Source organism: Proteus penneri (assembly GCF_022369495.1).
GTDB lineage: Bacteria > Pseudomonadota > Gammaproteobacteria > Enterobacterales > Enterobacteriaceae > Proteus > Proteus penneri.
The window spans coordinates 3,888,475-3,903,999 of the sequence record NZ_CP059690.1 but is presented as its reverse complement, the minus strand read 5'-3'; the positions used below and the strand labels follow the sequence as shown (position 1 = coordinate 3,903,999).

The window sequence follows — 15,525 nt, the reverse complement described above, 5'->3', positions numbered from 1 at the left end:
GATTATCAATGCGCCGAAATCGAATGCGGACACCGCTGTGTGTTTGCATATTTTGCACATGATGATTAAACAGGTTTTCCAGTATGAATTTATCCCGTCAGGAACAACGTACCTTACACGTTCTCGCTAAAGGTGGACGTATTGCGTACGTCCGCGATGCATCTGGCCGCGTCACTTCCGTTGAATGCTACAGTCGCGAAGGGCTGTTGCTTACCGATTGCACGCTCGCCGTTTTCAAAAAACTCAAAACCAAAAAGCTGATCAAATCCCTCAACGGTCAGCCTTATCGTATTAACACCACCGGACTGAATAACGTCCGCGCCCAGACCGATAACCGTTAAGGAGAGGATCATGGATATCCCACGCATTTTTACTATCAGCGAAAGCGAACACCGCATTCATAACCCTTTTACGCCTGAAAAGTACGCCACACTGGGACGCGTGTTACGCATGAAGCCGGATGCCCGCATCCTTGACCTCGGCAGTGGCTCGGGAGAGATGTTGTGTACTTGGGCACGCGACTACAACATTACCGGTATCGGTATCGACATGAGCCCGCTTTTCACTACTCAGGCAAAGCTACGCGCAGAAGAACTTGGTGTCAGTGAACGCGTCCATTTTATTCATAACGACGCGGCGGGTTTCGTGGCGGATGAAAAATGCGACGTTGCGGCCTGCGTAGGTGCAACATGGATTGCAGGCGGCGTCGCCGGGACGATCGAACTCCTGGCTAAAAGCCTCAAACCGGGTGGGATCATGCTTATTGGAGAACCCTACTGGCGTCAGCTACCAGCAACGGAAGAAATAGCTCAGGCCTGTGGTGTTAGCTCGACGACTGATTTCCTGACATTGCCAAAGCTTGTCAGCGCGTTCGACGACCTCGGCTATGACGTGGTGGAAATGGTACTGGCAGATCAAGAAGGCTGGGATCGGTATGAGGCTGCGAAATGGCTGACGATGCGCCGCTGGCTCGAGGCTAATCCTGATGACGACTTCGCTGAGGAAGTCAGGGCCGAGCTAACACTCTCGCCGAAACGCCACGTAACGTACGCGCGGGAATACTTTGGCTGGGGCGTGTTTGCGCTCATCGCTAGGTAATAACAGGTTCCCGGTGTTTCTGGCTGGAAATATCGGGAGCTTCGCCTTTGCTTTGATCTTATCCATCACCTGTACAAAAATTATCGAAGTGACGTATATACTCACACGGAGGTTGATGTGGGTTGAGTTAAGTTGACATGCATTGACTGAAAACGCGAGAAAAGCCTTGTAAAACTGGGATTTCAGATACAAAAAAAGACGTCGATTGACGTCCATTGATGTTCTTATGGTGCGAAGGCCGGACTCGCTTTTGATATATAATGCATTGTTTTTATTTAATATAAATTTATAGTATTTTTTTTGTATACTTGAATGTATACTCAGTGGTTTGAGGTTAAAATTAATGTCAAAACTAATGTATTAACCTAAAAAGTTTAACTCATTAAACTTTCTAGGCATTTTACTATTTTATGCGCCGTACAGATAAAATTTCATTTGTATCATCAACTTCATCAGTTAAATACTCAACTTCATTCTCATAATTGCATCTTGAACATGTAATCTTCCCACTATATGTAAAAGAAGAAGTGTGACTACCAGAAGAACCATTACCTTCTCTATGTAACTGCCCTAGACTAAACGTGATTACATTATCGCACCCACTATTACCACAGTTAATTTCCATCTTTTTACCTTTTAGTAGCGGTTAAAGCTTCAAATAAATAATGGTATAAAATAAGCTATATGTAATCCAGCATTAGTACCATTTAAATTATGGTACCAAGATTATTGATAATATCAGTGATAACTCTAACACTTACTATTTATCTAAACACTCATACATCTTTTCTGTCATTACCCACAGCGCCTTATTCAATTTAATATCACCATCAATGCCATTCACTGAACGTGTACGAGCTCGCTTACCTTTCGCATTCCTGCCTGATAATCCCCCCTTGATTAAATTCTCCTGCAAACGTTGATATACCGTCCAAAGGTCATCTTTCTTATCCTCCCAACGACGAGGTTGTAATACTTGTTCTTCAGTAATCGGTTGATATTCCTCTCCAAAACGATAAGTTAAAGCTGCTTGTGCCAAGGCTTGCTGTGCTGGTGGCGGTAACAATAACGATTGCATTTGTTCACGTTTTTCAGCGACCGCATCAAAGGTCTCTAGTACTTCATAAGCACCTTCAATCACTTTACCGACGACATCGCCTTTATGGGGTACACGCACTTCACCAAAGGTATCTCCGCACACTAGCCCATTTTGACACACCGCTCTAAATAGCCCCGGTAACATTTGATAACTGCTTGAACCATCGTGACTATTTAAGAGGATAATTTCAGGCACTTGTATTCCTGTAATTTGGTCATGACGTCTCAGGCGAAGCATGTGTTTGGTGTGCATCTTTCGACTGCTGTCTCTCACTCGTGTTTGACAAGCAAAGAACGGATAAAACCCTTCTTTTTGTAGGCTATCAAGCAAGGTAATGGTAGGGATATAGGTATAACGGTCACTTCTCGACTCATGTTTTTCTTCAGAGAAGACACTGGGTACAGTACAAAATAGTTCTTCAATTGTAAGCGGGCGGTCACGACGAATACTGTTGGCACGCCCAAAGCGTGAGGCTAATCGACTCATCATCAATTCCTTAAATAATATATTGGGTTAGGGTGAGATAAATAAACGCGTTAAATACGGTGAAATAATGTCAATAGAAATAAGACAAATGGGGTGAATGCAGGAAGAAAGGCAAATGTGAATGGGTGATAATAGATTAATCAATCAGATAAAAGATGGCATCCGCTTCTGGGTGTTGCGAAGCAAAATCCCTCAGTTGATAAAAACGTTCACACATCACCTCACTCTCTGTTTTAAATGACCACAAGCTGAAAACTAATAAGCACACGACAATGCCCATCGCGTGAGGCGAAACCTGCGCTTCATGCCCGTTATGCGGATTGATTAATAGCAGTTTCTCTTCCAATAAATCCGGGTAAAGGTAAGCGCCTTGATTTGATAACGTACAGAACGACCAAAAACCGCCGTGATAGTCAGGACATAATTGGTCGAGGGTGTGAAAGATAACGGATTCTATTTTTAACCATTGTGGAATAGCACCAAAGTGCTGAAACCAAAAATTATCACGATGGCGTAACGAAACTTCTTTAGAGATAACGTGTTCAATTGAAGACATGATAAATTTCCTTGTTTAGGGCATAAAAAAACGAGGCGTGATGAGCCTCGTTATAGGGATTAAAATGTTAATGAAGGCAAATCAGGATGGAGTGAGTAAAACCAACTGTCCATCGTGATAGTTAGGGTTTAAAAAGCGCTTGTATGCTTTTATCCACCACACTGCCGACGATAACGGCACACGTAAACGCCGCACCCAAACGGGCTGTTTGACGGCTATCATCACTGAGTTCAGGGCGTTGCTGTAACGTTTCATCCACCGCTTTTTGGGCACAGTAGGCGGATGCTAAAACCACGAGTGCCCCACTGGCTTGGGCAACCCATCGACATAACGACATAGAAAAACCTCAAAAAAAGCCACTCAATGTGAGTGGCGTATAAAAGGGAAACGTGTTGATGTTAATAATGCTATCAACCTATATTGATTCATTGAGGGCCAGACCATGTATCTGATTGTAAGGTTAAAAATGACTCACAGCGTGGTTCACCGACTTTACACACTTTAGTGGCGATGGATTTAGCCGGCCATTGACGTGACGTGCTGTACTCAAGGCCTTGGTTATCTAAACACGCCACTTTTAACCAATTCTCTTGTGCCCCCGTATTAAAATAAATACTACTGATGCAAGTAATTGCTTTGGGCGCAGGTTTATTTGCCGCTTTTTGCCAATTGGTTTCTGAGACTAATTGTCCTGCCGGTAAGCCCAATCGCCATTTCCCTTCCCGTTTATCATTTTCGACTTTTAATTGTTGAGCAAATTCAGGGGTTAAATAATAGGTATAACGGTCTGATTGAACTTCACCGGGTAAATAAAGTGCACTTGCGGAAGGAATAATCACCGCACTCATCATGAATAAACCGATTTTCTTAAGCATAATAAAACTCCTTAATTAATAAAATAATTAACCCGATAATCAAAAACACTTATAAAGAAGAGAAGGTAGCTTTAATAATGGCGTCAGATAAACCCCCAATAATGACCACAGTGATAAAGGACATTATCAGTCGTACAACACGTTGTACGCTGGTTGGGGTATCATTGTGTGACATATTTACTTCACAACGTGCTTGGGCTTGATAAGCGAGATACAGTGTTGCAAGTGTTCCTAATACACTTGCAATACTTCTATTTAACGAAGACATAAATTATTCCTTATGACACCCCGAAATTAAGAAGACATCATGAGTGTTTTGATATAATGAAAATGAGGAAGTGCCGTAATAAACTGCGGTTGCTGTATTAATTGCTCTACCTCCTGTTGTTTAATAAAAGTGTGTTGAGTGACGAACACATCACTCATTTCTTTAAGATAAAAAACCTGTATGGCTTTATTTTTCACTTTCACACCACAAAAATACCAATGACCGTCAAAATAAATCAGTTTGTACGGTGCGATACCTTTTATCGTGGTGTCGCAATACAAGAACTGAATACAGCGTTTATCAATAATAGCTTGAGTTAATACTGCAAACGCCCCAAACAACGAAGGCGAATGCTGAGGAGCCTCATGATAAATCAGATAAGGCGGTGCTTCTTCAGTGTCCAATAACACCGAAATAAGCTTTCTATCCAGTGAAGGAAAGAACGGCACCATGCTCGTCATCGACGCAAATTGCAGAATGTCTTTATCGGTTCTAAAAAAACGTTGTGATTTTGCTAACCAATAACATCCTGCTTTATAGTCCAAATCGAGATAAATAAGCCGTTCATTAAAGTCACGTTGTAAAGTGCGTACTGACACATTAAATTCTTGTGCTAATACTTTTAAGGATAAGATTTCTCCTTTAAACAACTGGGTAATAATAAAGGCCAACCGTTGTGCCAAACGGTCATGCCGATGTTGAGATGATGACATAGACGTTATTCCGTTAAAGCAACAAATGAAAAGCCAACTTAGTCGCAAGAAAGGTGTTTTTGGCGTAAATAAGCCACGATAATGCACGCCGGCACCGTGACACGATAGGCAGGGCCTGCAATATCAGATAATAACCAAGCTGAGCTTAGCGCTAATCCAATCGGTCCTGCGATAAATACCAATGCTCGCTGAGCCGCGAAAAGAGTCCCAAATGTCGCGATACCGCCTAAGGCGTTAATGACACTGATGGCCGATAACGTAGCTAATTCTAAAGCTGCAAAACCGGATGTTTTAATGGCAGCTTGCATGGCAATTAATATCAGTTGCGGGGTAGGGTTGGTCAGATTTAATTGTAACTCTTGAGCTAATTTTTTTAATTCCTCCTCTGTCATTTTGTCTAAGCTTTTCTCAAAAACTTTTAATAAAAGATTTAATTCAATGGTTTCTGTTTCACTATTTTTAGCGTAATTCACCTCCAACTTATCACAGACATCCGTTAATATTTCACGATACAACACACCTTTATTACCACGAAATAAACTCACTAAACTGTTAGCACCATAAGTTTGTAATTCTGCACAAATGGCAGGCCAATACTTTTGATGGTCAGGATAAAAGAGTTGATATTCAGGGGTGTTGGTTAACGTTTCAGACCAACGTTTTTCACCGTCTTTAACATCATGCGTTAATACTGATAATAATAACGAGAGGTCTTCATTACTGCATTGCCCAATAAAGGATAAATCTGCATCAATACGATAAGTTGCCATCTTGGTATACCTCATTAAATATAAGATGGCATTACTATAAAACACCCGCCTGACAGGATATGGCCGGCAAATTGATTATTTTTGAATAATAAAAAAGACTGAAACGACAGGATGTGTCGCTTCAATGATAAACCCTTTGTTTGGCTTCAAATGATTAATATATATCTAAGACTTTTTTGATTTATTCTTTTCTTTATCTTTTTTTAGCTTATTTTTTGCCATTTCTACTGATGCCATACCATAGCCTCTAAAATTCGGTATATAAAAAGATTTTTTTGCTAACGATATAAGGTAATTTTCAAAAAATTCTTTTTTATTATCATTATTGAAATAATATTCATAATTTTCATTACCTTCATTAAAATCAGGATAAACAATAAGAGTTTTATCATTTTTCATGGATGCAATAGAAACCACTTTTTCATATTTCTTTTTTATCTTTCTTCTTGTGGTGCTATCCCCTATACTTTCATATTGTTCAGCTGGGTTAATATTTTCTTTCATTGTGAAATATAAAACCTCACCTGTTCTATTTTCTGATTTAATCACCTTTCTCCAAATACCATTTATTTCCCTTACTAGCTTTTGGTTAAAATGACAATCCTTTAAATAAAAATTCACATGTGCATAGCAACAATTATTCGATTTTTTCTTGAGTAAAACCCAAAAATAGCCAATCACAAAATCTTGATAAAACGCATGAGACCGAAGATTATTAAAAAAACGAGATAATACTTTTTTATATTCTTTTGCAAAAGTAGCGTAAGATTCATTATGACTTATTTCATCCATTCCTAAAGAGACACAAATTGTGTATCTTTTTTTATTTATTGTTATCAATTTATTATGATAATTTTTTATCTTTCTATAGAGTAATGTCTTTTTATAGATTTGTTCATGTAAAGAATTTAAAACTTTTCTGGGAATATCATAGTTATAATTATTGAAATAATACTCATATAAATAATTTAATATTGATCCAAAAACTACCTTACCTTGATCCAATACCTCAATAAAGAAACAGTAATCCTGCATTAATCTTTCTATTTTTTCTATCAACGCCTTGTCAGCCTTAACTTCAATATAAGCATCTTTTTTGTCAGGTAACACAAAGTAAAAGTCTTCTCTCATTTCCTTTAAAATCATTATACAAACCTTATCTATTTAAAAACAAATATTATCTAAAAAAACACAGTAGTTATCATTTTAAAATACACAAATTATCACTTTACATAGAAAACACAAGGAAAAATAGGTGATGATGATTAAAACTAATATCAGAGTAAAAAAGGGAGAAGAAAACTCAAAAAAAGAGGGGGTAGAAAGCCTGTTTTTTCTCAACAAAGGCTGAGGGTAAACTCCCTTTTGTTGGTTTAGTAATATACCCAAGATTGTGACATGATTATCTTTGTTACATATTCACTTTATTGGTATATCTACCTTACTCATATACATACACTCCTCTCTGTGATAAAGATGAGTAAGTCATCACTAAGCACTCTCGCAGTAATATATATTAAGCATTCATATTAACTCACCAATAACGGTTCAATTAAACCATTAACAATAAATTACAAAGTAAAAAATAAACATTCTATCCATTGATATGAACAAACCCATTATCAAGGATAAATATCATGTTTATTAACTACCCTGACGAGAGTTACAATTCGTCTTACCTAACAATCATTCACGGTGTGATTAATGATGCGATAAATTCATTATCGCGTATTATTGCTATTCGTGTTGATCTCCGTTTTCCTTATTCCTCTATTGATATTCCACCTAATAATAAAGTGATGACACGCTTTATCGAATCACTCAAAGCAAAACTAATCAGTGACACGAGAAGAAAAGAGAAAGCTTGGGGTAGGCGTCTCAATAATCCATTACATTATGTTTGGGTAAGAGAGTACGGTGAAAGGAATAAACAAAAACATTACCACCTTCTTTTATTACTGAATAAAGACATCTATTACACATTAGGTCGATATAATGAAAGTGATAATAGCTTATCTTCTATTATTCAATCTGCTTGGTGTAGCGCACTTAATATTAATTATCCTGCCAATGCTTCTTTAGTCCATTTTACAGAGCACGGGAAATATTATTTAGATAGAAACTCACCTTCTTTTAAACAAGACGTAGATTCCCTTTTAACGCGTGTAAAATACTTGGCTAAGCATCATACAAAAGATTATAACGATGCTTACCGTTCGATTGGTTATAGCCTCTAATAGTCTTTTTTTACACAGAAGGGTAATGATATAGAAGTCATACTCTTCCCTTAATTAAGAGACGACTTCTGCTTTTTCATTCCCATAAAAGACAGGAGTATTATCATGAGTACACAACCCACTTCTTTATTAGACGGTGAATTAATCGATATGAAATTTATTACTCGATTTACTAAACTCACCGATAAATGGTTTTATGCACTGATTCAAAAGGGTGAATTTCCTGAGCCCATTAAACTAGGGCGAAGTTCACGCTGGTATAAATGTGAAGTAGAAAAATGGTTAGAAAAGAAGATTAGAGAATCAAGAAAGTAATTAACGCCTTTCTTATTTTCTTTTCGCTTACCTCGCTTATTTCTGAGTTAAATTATTTCATTGCCATCACGCTTATCATGTTAATCATGAGGCATAACGGTATCTGTCGTTTCTATTATTATTAATAACTGTTAACAGTAACCCACTGGCTTAAATCACGGCGAGTGGGTTACAAATACAATTAAGATCATTCTTTAATTAAGGCAACTCGACTTCACTGATACTCGGTGTTGCATTCGTGCTACCTTGATAAATATTGGCATATCCTTGCTGTGGATAAATAACCACGGCATTTTTTTCAATATCAAAATCACAGTTAGTCATATTAGGCATAAAGACAGCTTGTTTCTTCTTAACGTTAACAGCCCAAATCCCGCCTGATTCACAATCTCTAGGTAGCTGAGTTTTTACCACGCTATAACGTCCTTTCTCTGCTAAAAGCTCGCACATAATATATTCATTACACCCCTCAAAAGGTGAGACTCCCTCTGACGTCTTTACCGCTTCCAATTCATCCCAAGTTACCGCATAAGCATTTATAGATAACAATGATAAAGCTAGCCCTAGTATCAATTTTAGCTGTCTATTCATTACGATATCCTACTTTGTTAAATTTCAATGAAAAACATAAGTTATCTTAATAGTGTAGTCGTTTTTTCTGAGCTTTTTATCTCATTCACGCTTATAGCTAACTTATAAAAATACTTTCTTGGCTTATCAATGAACACTGAGCTTAATCTATCGCTTTATGGTATTATCTGAACAATCATTGTTTAAGTAGAAAAAATAGAATTAGGCATTATTAATCAGTAAGTAACTGTCTATTTTACAGCATTGTCATGACCAAAATAGCCAATCCGTACTACTGCAAAAATTAGCTATGTGCCACTGGTACACCAGATAAATAGTCAACTTAGAAAGTGGATCTCGTTATAGTTGAAAATGGTACTAGTTATTTGTTCAATGCATAGATAATTAACTAATTTAACTGATACAAGAATATACGATTAATAAATCTAAACAGGATAAGAAATGACAAGTCAACAACAACGTGCTGAATTACATCGCCAAATCTGGCAAATCGCTAATAATGTCAGGGGATCTGTTGATGGATGGGATTTTAAACAATACGTTCTAGGGGCTCTTTTTTATCGTTTTATCAGTGAAAACTTTGCTAACTATATTGAAGCTGGTGACGAGAGTATCAAGTATGCAGAATTAGATGACAATATTATCACAGACGATATCAAAGAAGATGCCGTGAGAACGAAGGGATATTTTATTTACCCAAGTCAACTGTTTTGCAATGTAGCAGCAACAGCAAATACTAATGACAGACTAAACGCAGATTTAAACAGTATTTTTGTGGCAATTGAAAGCTCTGCATCAGGCTACCCATCTGAACCCGATATTAAAGGCTTGTTTGCTGATTTTGATACCACCAGCAACCGATTAGGTAGCACAGTAAAAGATAAAAACAGTCGCCTTGCCGCTGTCTTAAATGGGGTAGAAGGCCTGAAGTTAGGGGATTTCGATGCTCATCAAATAGACTTATTCGGTGATGCTTATGAATTTCTGATTTCTAACTATGCCGCAAATGCGGGCAAATCAGGTGGAGAGTTCTTCACACCTCAGCACGTCTCAAAACTAATAGCGCAATTGGCTATGCATGGTCAAACACGTGTCAATAAAATCTATGATCCGGCTTGTGGTTCTGGTTCACTCCTCCTTCAAGCAAAAAAGCATTTTGATAATCACATTATCGAAGATGGCTTTTTTGGTCAGGAAATTAACCATACGACATTTAACCTTGCTCGTATGAACATGTTTCTGCACAACATCAACTATGACAAATTTAATATAAAACTAGGTAACACTCTGCTAGCACCTGAGTTTAAGGATGATAAGCCATTTGATGCAATTGTTTCTAATCCACCGTATTCGGTGAAATGGATTGGTAGTGATGACCCAACACTAATTAATGATGATCGCTTTGCACCTGCGGGAGTATTAGCACCAAAATCAAAAGCTGATTTTGCTTTTGTTCTTCATGCTCTAAATTATCTGTCATCTAAAGGACGAGCAGCCATCGTCTGCTTCCCTGGAATTTTCTACCGAGGCGGCGCGGAGCAAAAAATTCGTCAATACTTGGTTGATAATAACTATGTAGAAACCGTTATTTCATTAGCGCCAAACTTATTCTTCGGAACAAGTATTGCGGTGAATATTTTAGTGCTATCAAAACATAAAACCGATACCCATGTGCAGTTTATCGATGCAAGTGAGTTATTTAAAAAAGAGACCAATAACAATATCCTAACGGATGAACATATCAAAAAAATTATTCAGGTATTTGATAGTAAAGTAGATATCGACTATTTAGCAAAGTCTGTCGAGTATAAAACTATCGCAAGTAATAATTATAACCTGTCTGTCAGTAGCTATGTGGAAGCCAAAGATACACGTGAAGTTGTCGATATCGCTGCACTTAATGCTGAGCTAAAAACGACCGTTAGCAAAATTGATCAGTTACGCAAAGATATTGATGCGATTGTAGCGGAGATTGAAGGTAGTGAGGTACAGGAATGAGTAAGTTGAGCTATCTAGAAAAATTACTAGATGGGGTTGAGGTTGAGTGGTTGCCTTTATGGAAAGTTACTATTTGGGATAAAAAATTTAATGCTGTTGATAGAAAAAAACAACCTAAGGTTATTAATTATCAATACTTACTTGCAGCAGAGCTTTTTAAGTTAGAACAAAAGAATGGTGATGTTTTTTTACTGTCAACTGGTGAGAAAACAGGGTGGACTAACGAGGTATTAGCTGGTTCATATTTACGTGAAGGTGAAGTAGTGACCATTCCTTGGGGAAAATCTCGGCCAGTTAAAGATGTTATAAAGTATTATAAAGGTCGATTCGTAACAGCCGATAATAGGATCGCCACGTCAAACAATACTGCTGTGCTACTGAATAAATATTTGTACTATTGGATGATGCATCAATCACAACTAATTGATAGTTATTATCGGGGTTCTGGAATTCAACACCCAAGTATGGCTGATGTTTTAGATATGTTAATTCCAATTCCTTCAGTTGCAATCCAATCTGAAATCGTACGGATTTTAGATAAATTTACTGCCCTTACCGCTGAGCTTACCGCTGAGCTTACCACACGTAAAAAACAATATAACTACTATCGTGACCGGCTATTGAGTTTTAAAGAAGGTGAGGTTGAATGGAAGACATTGGGGGATGTTACTAAAAAATGGTATTCTGGCGGAACTCCAACAGCAGGTAACCCTGAATATTATGTAAATGGCAAAATTCCATGGTTAAGAACTCAAGAGGTTAAATTTACTGATATTTCAGCAACTGACGTTAAAATAACTGAAGCTGCATTGAAGAATTCATCCGCAAAATGGATCCCTAAAAACTGTGTCATTATAGCAATTTCTGGAGCTACAGCAGGTAGATCAGCTATTAATAAGATACCATTAACTACAAATCAGCACTGTGGCTGTTTAGAAATAGATAGTAAAAAAGCTCTATACCGCTATGTATTTCATTGGGTTAGTTTTAACTACGAAAGTATTAAAGTACTTGGGCAGGGAGCTAGAGGGGATCTTAACTCCACAATCATAAAAAATTTCAAACTACCGATTCCTTATGCCACTAATCCTGAAAAATCACTACAAGAACAAGCAAAAATTGTTGCTGTCCTTGATAAATTCGACGCACTAACAAACTCAATCTCCGAAGGCTTACCCCGTGAAATTGAGCTACGACAGAAGCAATACGAATACTATCGAGATTTATTATTTAACTTTCCCAAACCAAAACCCGTAACCAACTAATATAATCCCCCCTTGTTAGTAAGCGTATTTTGCTGACAAGGTGATCATTTATTTAATCGCCTGATACTCTATACCGTACAAGTATCACTGGCTCACCGAAAAACAGAATAATGAAAGCAGGGAGCAGTATGATGCAACAAACAAAAACGATTGCCGAATCCAATCACTTTATTGTGCTAGATAAATACATCACTGAATGGGAAGCAAATGATCGCTATCAAAGTGAGGCAGAGTTAGAGCGTGAATTGATCCAAGATTTACGCAATCAAGGCTATGAGTTTGTGCCTGATTTAACATCACAATCAGCTATGTTGGCAAATGTTCGAGTTCAACTCCAAACACTGAATAATGTTGTTTTTACAGAAAGTGAATGGCGACGCTTTACCGAGCAATATCTCGATAATCCCAGTGATACGATTGTCGATAAAACACGAAAGATCCACATCGATTATATTTGTGATTTTACTTTTGATGATGGTCGACTAGAAAATATCTACCTTGTTGATAGAAAAAACCTGCTTCATAATAAGGTGCAAGTTATTCAGCAATTTGAACAAACAGGTTCACACGCCAATCGTTATGATGTCACTGTATTAATCAACGGTTTACCATTGGTACAAATTGAGCTGAAAAAGCGTGGCGTAGCGATTAAAGAGGCATTTAACCAGATACACCGTTACAGCAAAGAGAGCTTTAACTCCGATAATTCCCTGTTTAAATATCTGCAAGTTTTCATTATCTCAAATGGCACAGATACCCGCTACTTTGCTAATACCACAAAACGCGATAAAAACAGTTTTGATTTTACTATGAACTGGGCGCGCTCAGATAACACCCTGATTAAAGATCTCAAAGACTTTACGGCAACTTTTTTCCAAAAAAATACATTATTAAACATTTTATTCAATTACAGTGTATTTGATATTAGTAATAACCTGCTAATTATGCGCCCTTATCAAATAGCGGCGACTGAACGAATTTTGTGGAAAATTAACAGTGCCTACCAAGCCAAAAGTTGGAGTAATAAAAATAGTGGTGGATTTATTTGGCATACAACGGGTTCAGGTAAAACCCTGACCAGTTTTAAAGCTGCACGACTGGCGACCGAACTCGACTTCATTGATAAAGTGTTCTTCGTGGTTGATCGTAAAGATCTTGATTATCAAACAATGAAAGAATATCAGCGTTTTTCCCCTGATAGTGTTAATGGTTCTGATAGTACTGCGGGGCTGAAACGTAATCTGGAAAAGAATGATAATAAAATCATTGTGACGACGATCCAGAAACTGAACAACCTGATGAAAGGTGAAACAGATTTACCTATCTACCACCAGCAAGTTGTTTTTATTTTTGATGAATGCCACCGTAGTCAGTTCGGTGAAGCACAAAAGAATCTGAAAAAGAAATTCAAACGATTTTACCAATTCGGTTTCACGGGTACACCGATTTTTGCGGGTAAAAATGCCTTAGGAGCAGAAGATACGGCAAGTGTCTTCGGTACTGAATTACACTCTTACATTATCACCGATGCGATCCGTGATGAAAAAGTGTTGAAGTTTAAGGTAGATTACAATGATGTTCGTCCACAGTTTAAATTGATAGAAACCGAAACGGACGAGAAAAAGCTCAGTGCGGCCGAAAACAAACATGCTCTACTTCACCCTATGCGGATCAGTGAAATTACTCATTACATCCTAAAAAACTTTCGTAAAAAAACACATCGAGCTTTTTCTGGAGCAAAGGGATTTAATGCGATGTTTGCCGTTAGCAGTGTAGATGCAGCAAAAGCCTATTATGAGACTTTTAAACATCTCCAACAGGCTGCTATTGAGCAAGATAATCATTATAAACCACTCAAAGTGGCCACCATCTTTTCTTTCGCTGCCAATGAGGAGCAAGATGCTATCGGTGATATTAATGATGAGAGTTTTGATGTTACTACGATGAACAGCAGTTCACGGGAGTTTTTAGAGTCAGCTATTGACGATTATAATACTGAATTCAAAACCAACTTTAGTACTGATGGTAATAGTTTTCAAAACTACTACCGAGATCTTGCAAAACGAGTTAAAAACCAAGAAATTGACTTACTGATAGTCGTCGGCATGTTCTTAACAGGCTTTGATGCACCAACACTCAATACCTTATTTGTAGACAAAAACCTACGCTATCACGGATTAATGCAGGCATTTTCTCGCACCAATCGAATTTATAATGCCACAAAGACCTTTGGTAATATTGTCACTTTCCGTGATTTAGAGCAGGCAACCGTCGATGCAATTACTCTGTTTGGAAAAAGTAATACCAAAAGTGTTGTAATGGAAAAAAGCTACATCGAGTATATGGAAGGCTTTACAGACAGCTTAACAGGTGAAGCACGACGCGGTTTTATGGATATTGTAAGCGAATTAGAAAACCGCTTCCCTAACCCTGCTGATATTGAATCCGAGAAAGAGAAAAAAGCCTTCATCAAACTATTTGGAGAATATTTACGTGCTGAAAATGTTCTGCAAAACTACGACGAATTTACCTCATTAAAAGCCTTACAAACCGTTAATCTTGATGACCCTGATGCAGTAGAAGCCTTTAAAACCGAACATTATTTGGATGATGAGAAATTCGCAGAACTTCAAATAATACGTTTACCCGCAGATCGCAAGATCCAAGATTATCGCTCAAGTTATAATGATATCCGTGAATGGCAACGTCGTGAACGCGATGCTAATGCTAAAGACAAAAATACCGTTGACTGGGATGATGTCGTTTTTGAGGTGGATTTACTGAAATCACAGGAAATTAACCTCGATTATATTTTAGGGTTAATTTATGACTACAATAAAAATAACACCGATAAAGAGACGCTCAAAGAAGAAATTAAACGTTTAATCCGTGCCAGTTTAGGCAACCGAGCAAAAGAAGGATTAGTCGTTGACTTTATCGAACAAACAAACTTTGATGATATACCAGATAAAACAAGTATCATTGAAACGTTCTATACCTTTGCACAACAAGTCCAACAACGTGAAGCGGATGCGTTAATCAAAGAGGAAAATTTGAACGAAGCCGCTGCACGACGTTATATCAGTACCTCATTAAGACGCGAATATGCCACTGAAAATGGTACTGCGTTAAATGAGACTCTCCCCAAACTCAGTCCGCTTAATCCTCAATACAAAACTAAAAAACAAACTGTGTTTCAAAAGTTTGTGGCTTTTATTGAGAAATTTAAAGGAGTGGGGGGGAACGTATAACAT

General features: G+C 37.7%; 16 protein-coding genes. 7 read left to right on the top strand and 9 right to left on the bottom strand.

Going from position 1 to position 15,525, the window contains the following annotated elements:
* Positions 1–83 precede the first annotated feature (83 nt).
* Positions 84–341: a YjhX family toxin gene (locus H1225_RS17735; RefSeq protein WP_161769543.1), complete on the top strand. Its 258-nt coding sequence runs from the start codon at positions 84–86 to the stop codon at positions 339–341.
* Between the two features lie 10 nt (positions 342–351).
* Positions 352–1,098 carry an SAM-dependent methyltransferase gene (locus H1225_RS17730; RefSeq protein WP_006535613.1) on the top strand — a complete coding sequence of 249 codons (747 nt, stop codon included), beginning with the start codon at positions 352–354 and terminating at the stop codon, positions 1,096–1,098.
* Between the two features lie 760 nt (positions 1,099–1,858).
* Here the strand turns inward: H1225_RS17730 and H1225_RS17725 are convergent.
* The 8 genes from H1225_RS17725 to H1225_RS17690 form a co-directional block, all read right to left on the bottom strand.
* On the bottom strand, positions 1,859–2,683 hold the full coding sequence (locus tag H1225_RS17725; protein ID WP_239739363.1) for a DUF932 domain-containing protein: 825 nt from the start codon (positions 2,681–2,683) through the stop codon (positions 1,859–1,861).
* A gap of 136 nt (positions 2,684–2,819) precedes the next feature.
* A complete protein-coding gene (locus H1225_RS17720) occupies positions 2,820–3,239 on the bottom strand; it encodes an antirestriction protein (protein WP_239739361.1) in 420 nt (139 codons plus the stop codon).
* A 121-nt stretch (positions 3,240–3,360) separates the two neighbouring features.
* Positions 3,361–3,576, bottom strand: coding sequence for a hypothetical protein (locus H1225_RS17715; RefSeq protein ID WP_239739359.1), 216 nt, complete (start codon positions 3,574–3,576; stop codon positions 3,361–3,363).
* 88 nt (positions 3,577–3,664) lie between these two features.
* Positions 3,665–4,114 (bottom strand): hypothetical protein, encoded by a 450-nt coding sequence (locus H1225_RS17710; protein ID WP_223673770.1) that lies wholly within the window; start codon positions 4,112–4,114, stop codon positions 3,665–3,667.
* A gap of 49 nt (positions 4,115–4,163) precedes the next feature.
* Entirely contained in the window at positions 4,164–4,382 is a 219-nt protein-coding gene (locus tag H1225_RS17705; RefSeq protein ID WP_223673769.1) for a hypothetical protein, read from the bottom strand.
* Between the two features lie 26 nt (positions 4,383–4,408).
* On the bottom strand, positions 4,409–5,095 hold the full coding sequence (locus tag H1225_RS17700; protein WP_239739350.1) for a helix-turn-helix transcriptional regulator: 687 nt from the start codon (positions 5,093–5,095) through the stop codon (positions 4,409–4,411).
* Positions 5,096–5,133: 38 nt separating this feature from the next.
* On the bottom strand, positions 5,134–5,865 hold the full coding sequence (locus H1225_RS17695) for a YaaW family protein (RefSeq protein WP_239739348.1): 732 nt from the start codon (positions 5,863–5,865) through the stop codon (positions 5,134–5,136).
* A gap of 165 nt (positions 5,866–6,030) precedes the next feature.
* Positions 6,031–7,011, bottom strand: coding sequence for a hypothetical protein (locus H1225_RS17690; protein ID WP_239739346.1), 981 nt, complete (start codon positions 7,009–7,011; stop codon positions 6,031–6,033).
* A gap of 491 nt (positions 7,012–7,502) precedes the next feature.
* Here H1225_RS17690 and H1225_RS17685 point away from each other — a divergent pair, with 491 nt between their 5' ends.
* Entirely contained in the window at positions 7,503–8,102 is a 600-nt protein-coding gene (locus tag H1225_RS17685) for an inovirus Gp2 family protein (protein WP_239739344.1), read from the top strand.
* 105 nt (positions 8,103–8,207) lie between these two features.
* Positions 8,208–8,417: a helix-turn-helix transcriptional regulator gene (locus H1225_RS17680; protein WP_165121797.1), complete on the top strand. Its 210-nt coding sequence runs from the start codon at positions 8,208–8,210 to the stop codon at positions 8,415–8,417.
* Positions 8,418–8,615: 198 nt separating this feature from the next.
* Here H1225_RS17680 and H1225_RS17675 read toward each other — a convergent pair whose 3' ends face one another.
* Positions 8,616–9,008 (bottom strand): hypothetical protein, encoded by a 393-nt coding sequence (locus tag H1225_RS17675; protein ID WP_239739338.1) that lies wholly within the window; start codon positions 9,006–9,008, stop codon positions 8,616–8,618.
* A 441-nt stretch (positions 9,009–9,449) separates the two neighbouring features.
* Here H1225_RS17675 and H1225_RS17670 point away from each other — a divergent pair, with 441 nt between their 5' ends.
* The 3 genes from H1225_RS17670 to H1225_RS17660 all read left to right on the top strand — a co-directional run bounded on the left by H1225_RS17670 (position 9,450) and on the right by H1225_RS17660 (position 15,522).
* Positions 9,450–11,006 carry a type I restriction-modification system subunit M gene (locus tag H1225_RS17670; protein ID WP_239739336.1) on the top strand — a complete coding sequence of 519 codons (1,557 nt, stop codon included), beginning with the start codon at positions 9,450–9,452 and terminating at the stop codon, positions 11,004–11,006.
* Positions 11,003–12,271, top strand: a complete 1,269-nt coding sequence (locus H1225_RS17665; protein ID WP_239739333.1) for a restriction endonuclease subunit S — start codon at positions 11,003–11,005, stop codon at positions 12,269–12,271. Before H1225_RS17670 ends, H1225_RS17665 begins: the two co-directional genes overlap by 4 nt.
* A gap of 128 nt (positions 12,272–12,399) precedes the next feature.
* A complete protein-coding gene (locus H1225_RS17660) occupies positions 12,400–15,522 on the top strand; it encodes an HsdR family type I site-specific deoxyribonuclease (protein WP_239739330.1) in 3,123 nt (1,040 codons plus the stop codon).
* The last annotated feature ends 3 nt before the right edge of the window (positions 15,523–15,525 follow it).

Coding starts and splice junctions, on each gene's coding strand:
- H1225_RS17735 (WP_161769543.1), top strand. CDS start 84: ATGAATTTATCCCGTCAGGAACAACGTACCTTACACGTTCTCGCTAAA.
- H1225_RS17730 (WP_006535613.1), top strand. CDS start 352: ATGGATATCCCACGCATTTTTACTATCAGCGAAAGCGAACACCGCATT.
- H1225_RS17725 (WP_239739363.1), bottom strand. CDS start 2,683: ATGAGTCGATTAGCCTCACGCTTTGGGCGTGCCAACAGTATTCGTCGT.
- H1225_RS17720 (WP_239739361.1), bottom strand. CDS start 3,239: ATGTCTTCAATTGAACACGTTATCTCTAAAGAAGTTTCGTTACGCCAT.
- H1225_RS17715 (WP_239739359.1), bottom strand. CDS start 3,576: ATGTCGTTATGTCGATGGGTTGCCCAAGCCAGTGGGGCACTCGTGGTT.
- H1225_RS17710 (WP_223673770.1), bottom strand. CDS start 4,114: ATGCTTAAGAAAATCGGTTTATTCATGATGAGTGCGGTGATTATTCCT.
- H1225_RS17705 (WP_223673769.1), bottom strand. CDS start 4,382: ATGTCTTCGTTAAATAGAAGTATTGCAAGTGTATTAGGAACACTTGCA.
- H1225_RS17700 (WP_239739350.1), bottom strand. CDS start 5,095: ATGTCATCATCTCAACATCGGCATGACCGTTTGGCACAACGGTTGGCC.
- H1225_RS17695 (WP_239739348.1), bottom strand. CDS start 5,865: ATGGCAACTTATCGTATTGATGCAGATTTATCCTTTATTGGGCAATGC.
- H1225_RS17690 (WP_239739346.1), bottom strand. CDS start 7,011: ATGATTTTAAAGGAAATGAGAGAAGACTTTTACTTTGTGTTACCTGAC.
- H1225_RS17685 (WP_239739344.1), top strand. CDS start 7,503: ATGTTTATTAACTACCCTGACGAGAGTTACAATTCGTCTTACCTAACA.
- H1225_RS17680 (WP_165121797.1), top strand. CDS start 8,208: ATGAGTACACAACCCACTTCTTTATTAGACGGTGAATTAATCGATATG.
- H1225_RS17675 (WP_239739338.1), bottom strand. CDS start 9,008: ATGAATAGACAGCTAAAATTGATACTAGGGCTAGCTTTATCATTGTTA.
- H1225_RS17670 (WP_239739336.1), top strand. CDS start 9,450: ATGACAAGTCAACAACAACGTGCTGAATTACATCGCCAAATCTGGCAA.
- H1225_RS17665 (WP_239739333.1), top strand. CDS start 11,003: ATGAGTAAGTTGAGCTATCTAGAAAAATTACTAGATGGGGTTGAGGTT.
- H1225_RS17660 (WP_239739330.1), top strand. CDS start 12,400: ATGATGCAACAAACAAAAACGATTGCCGAATCCAATCACTTTATTGTG.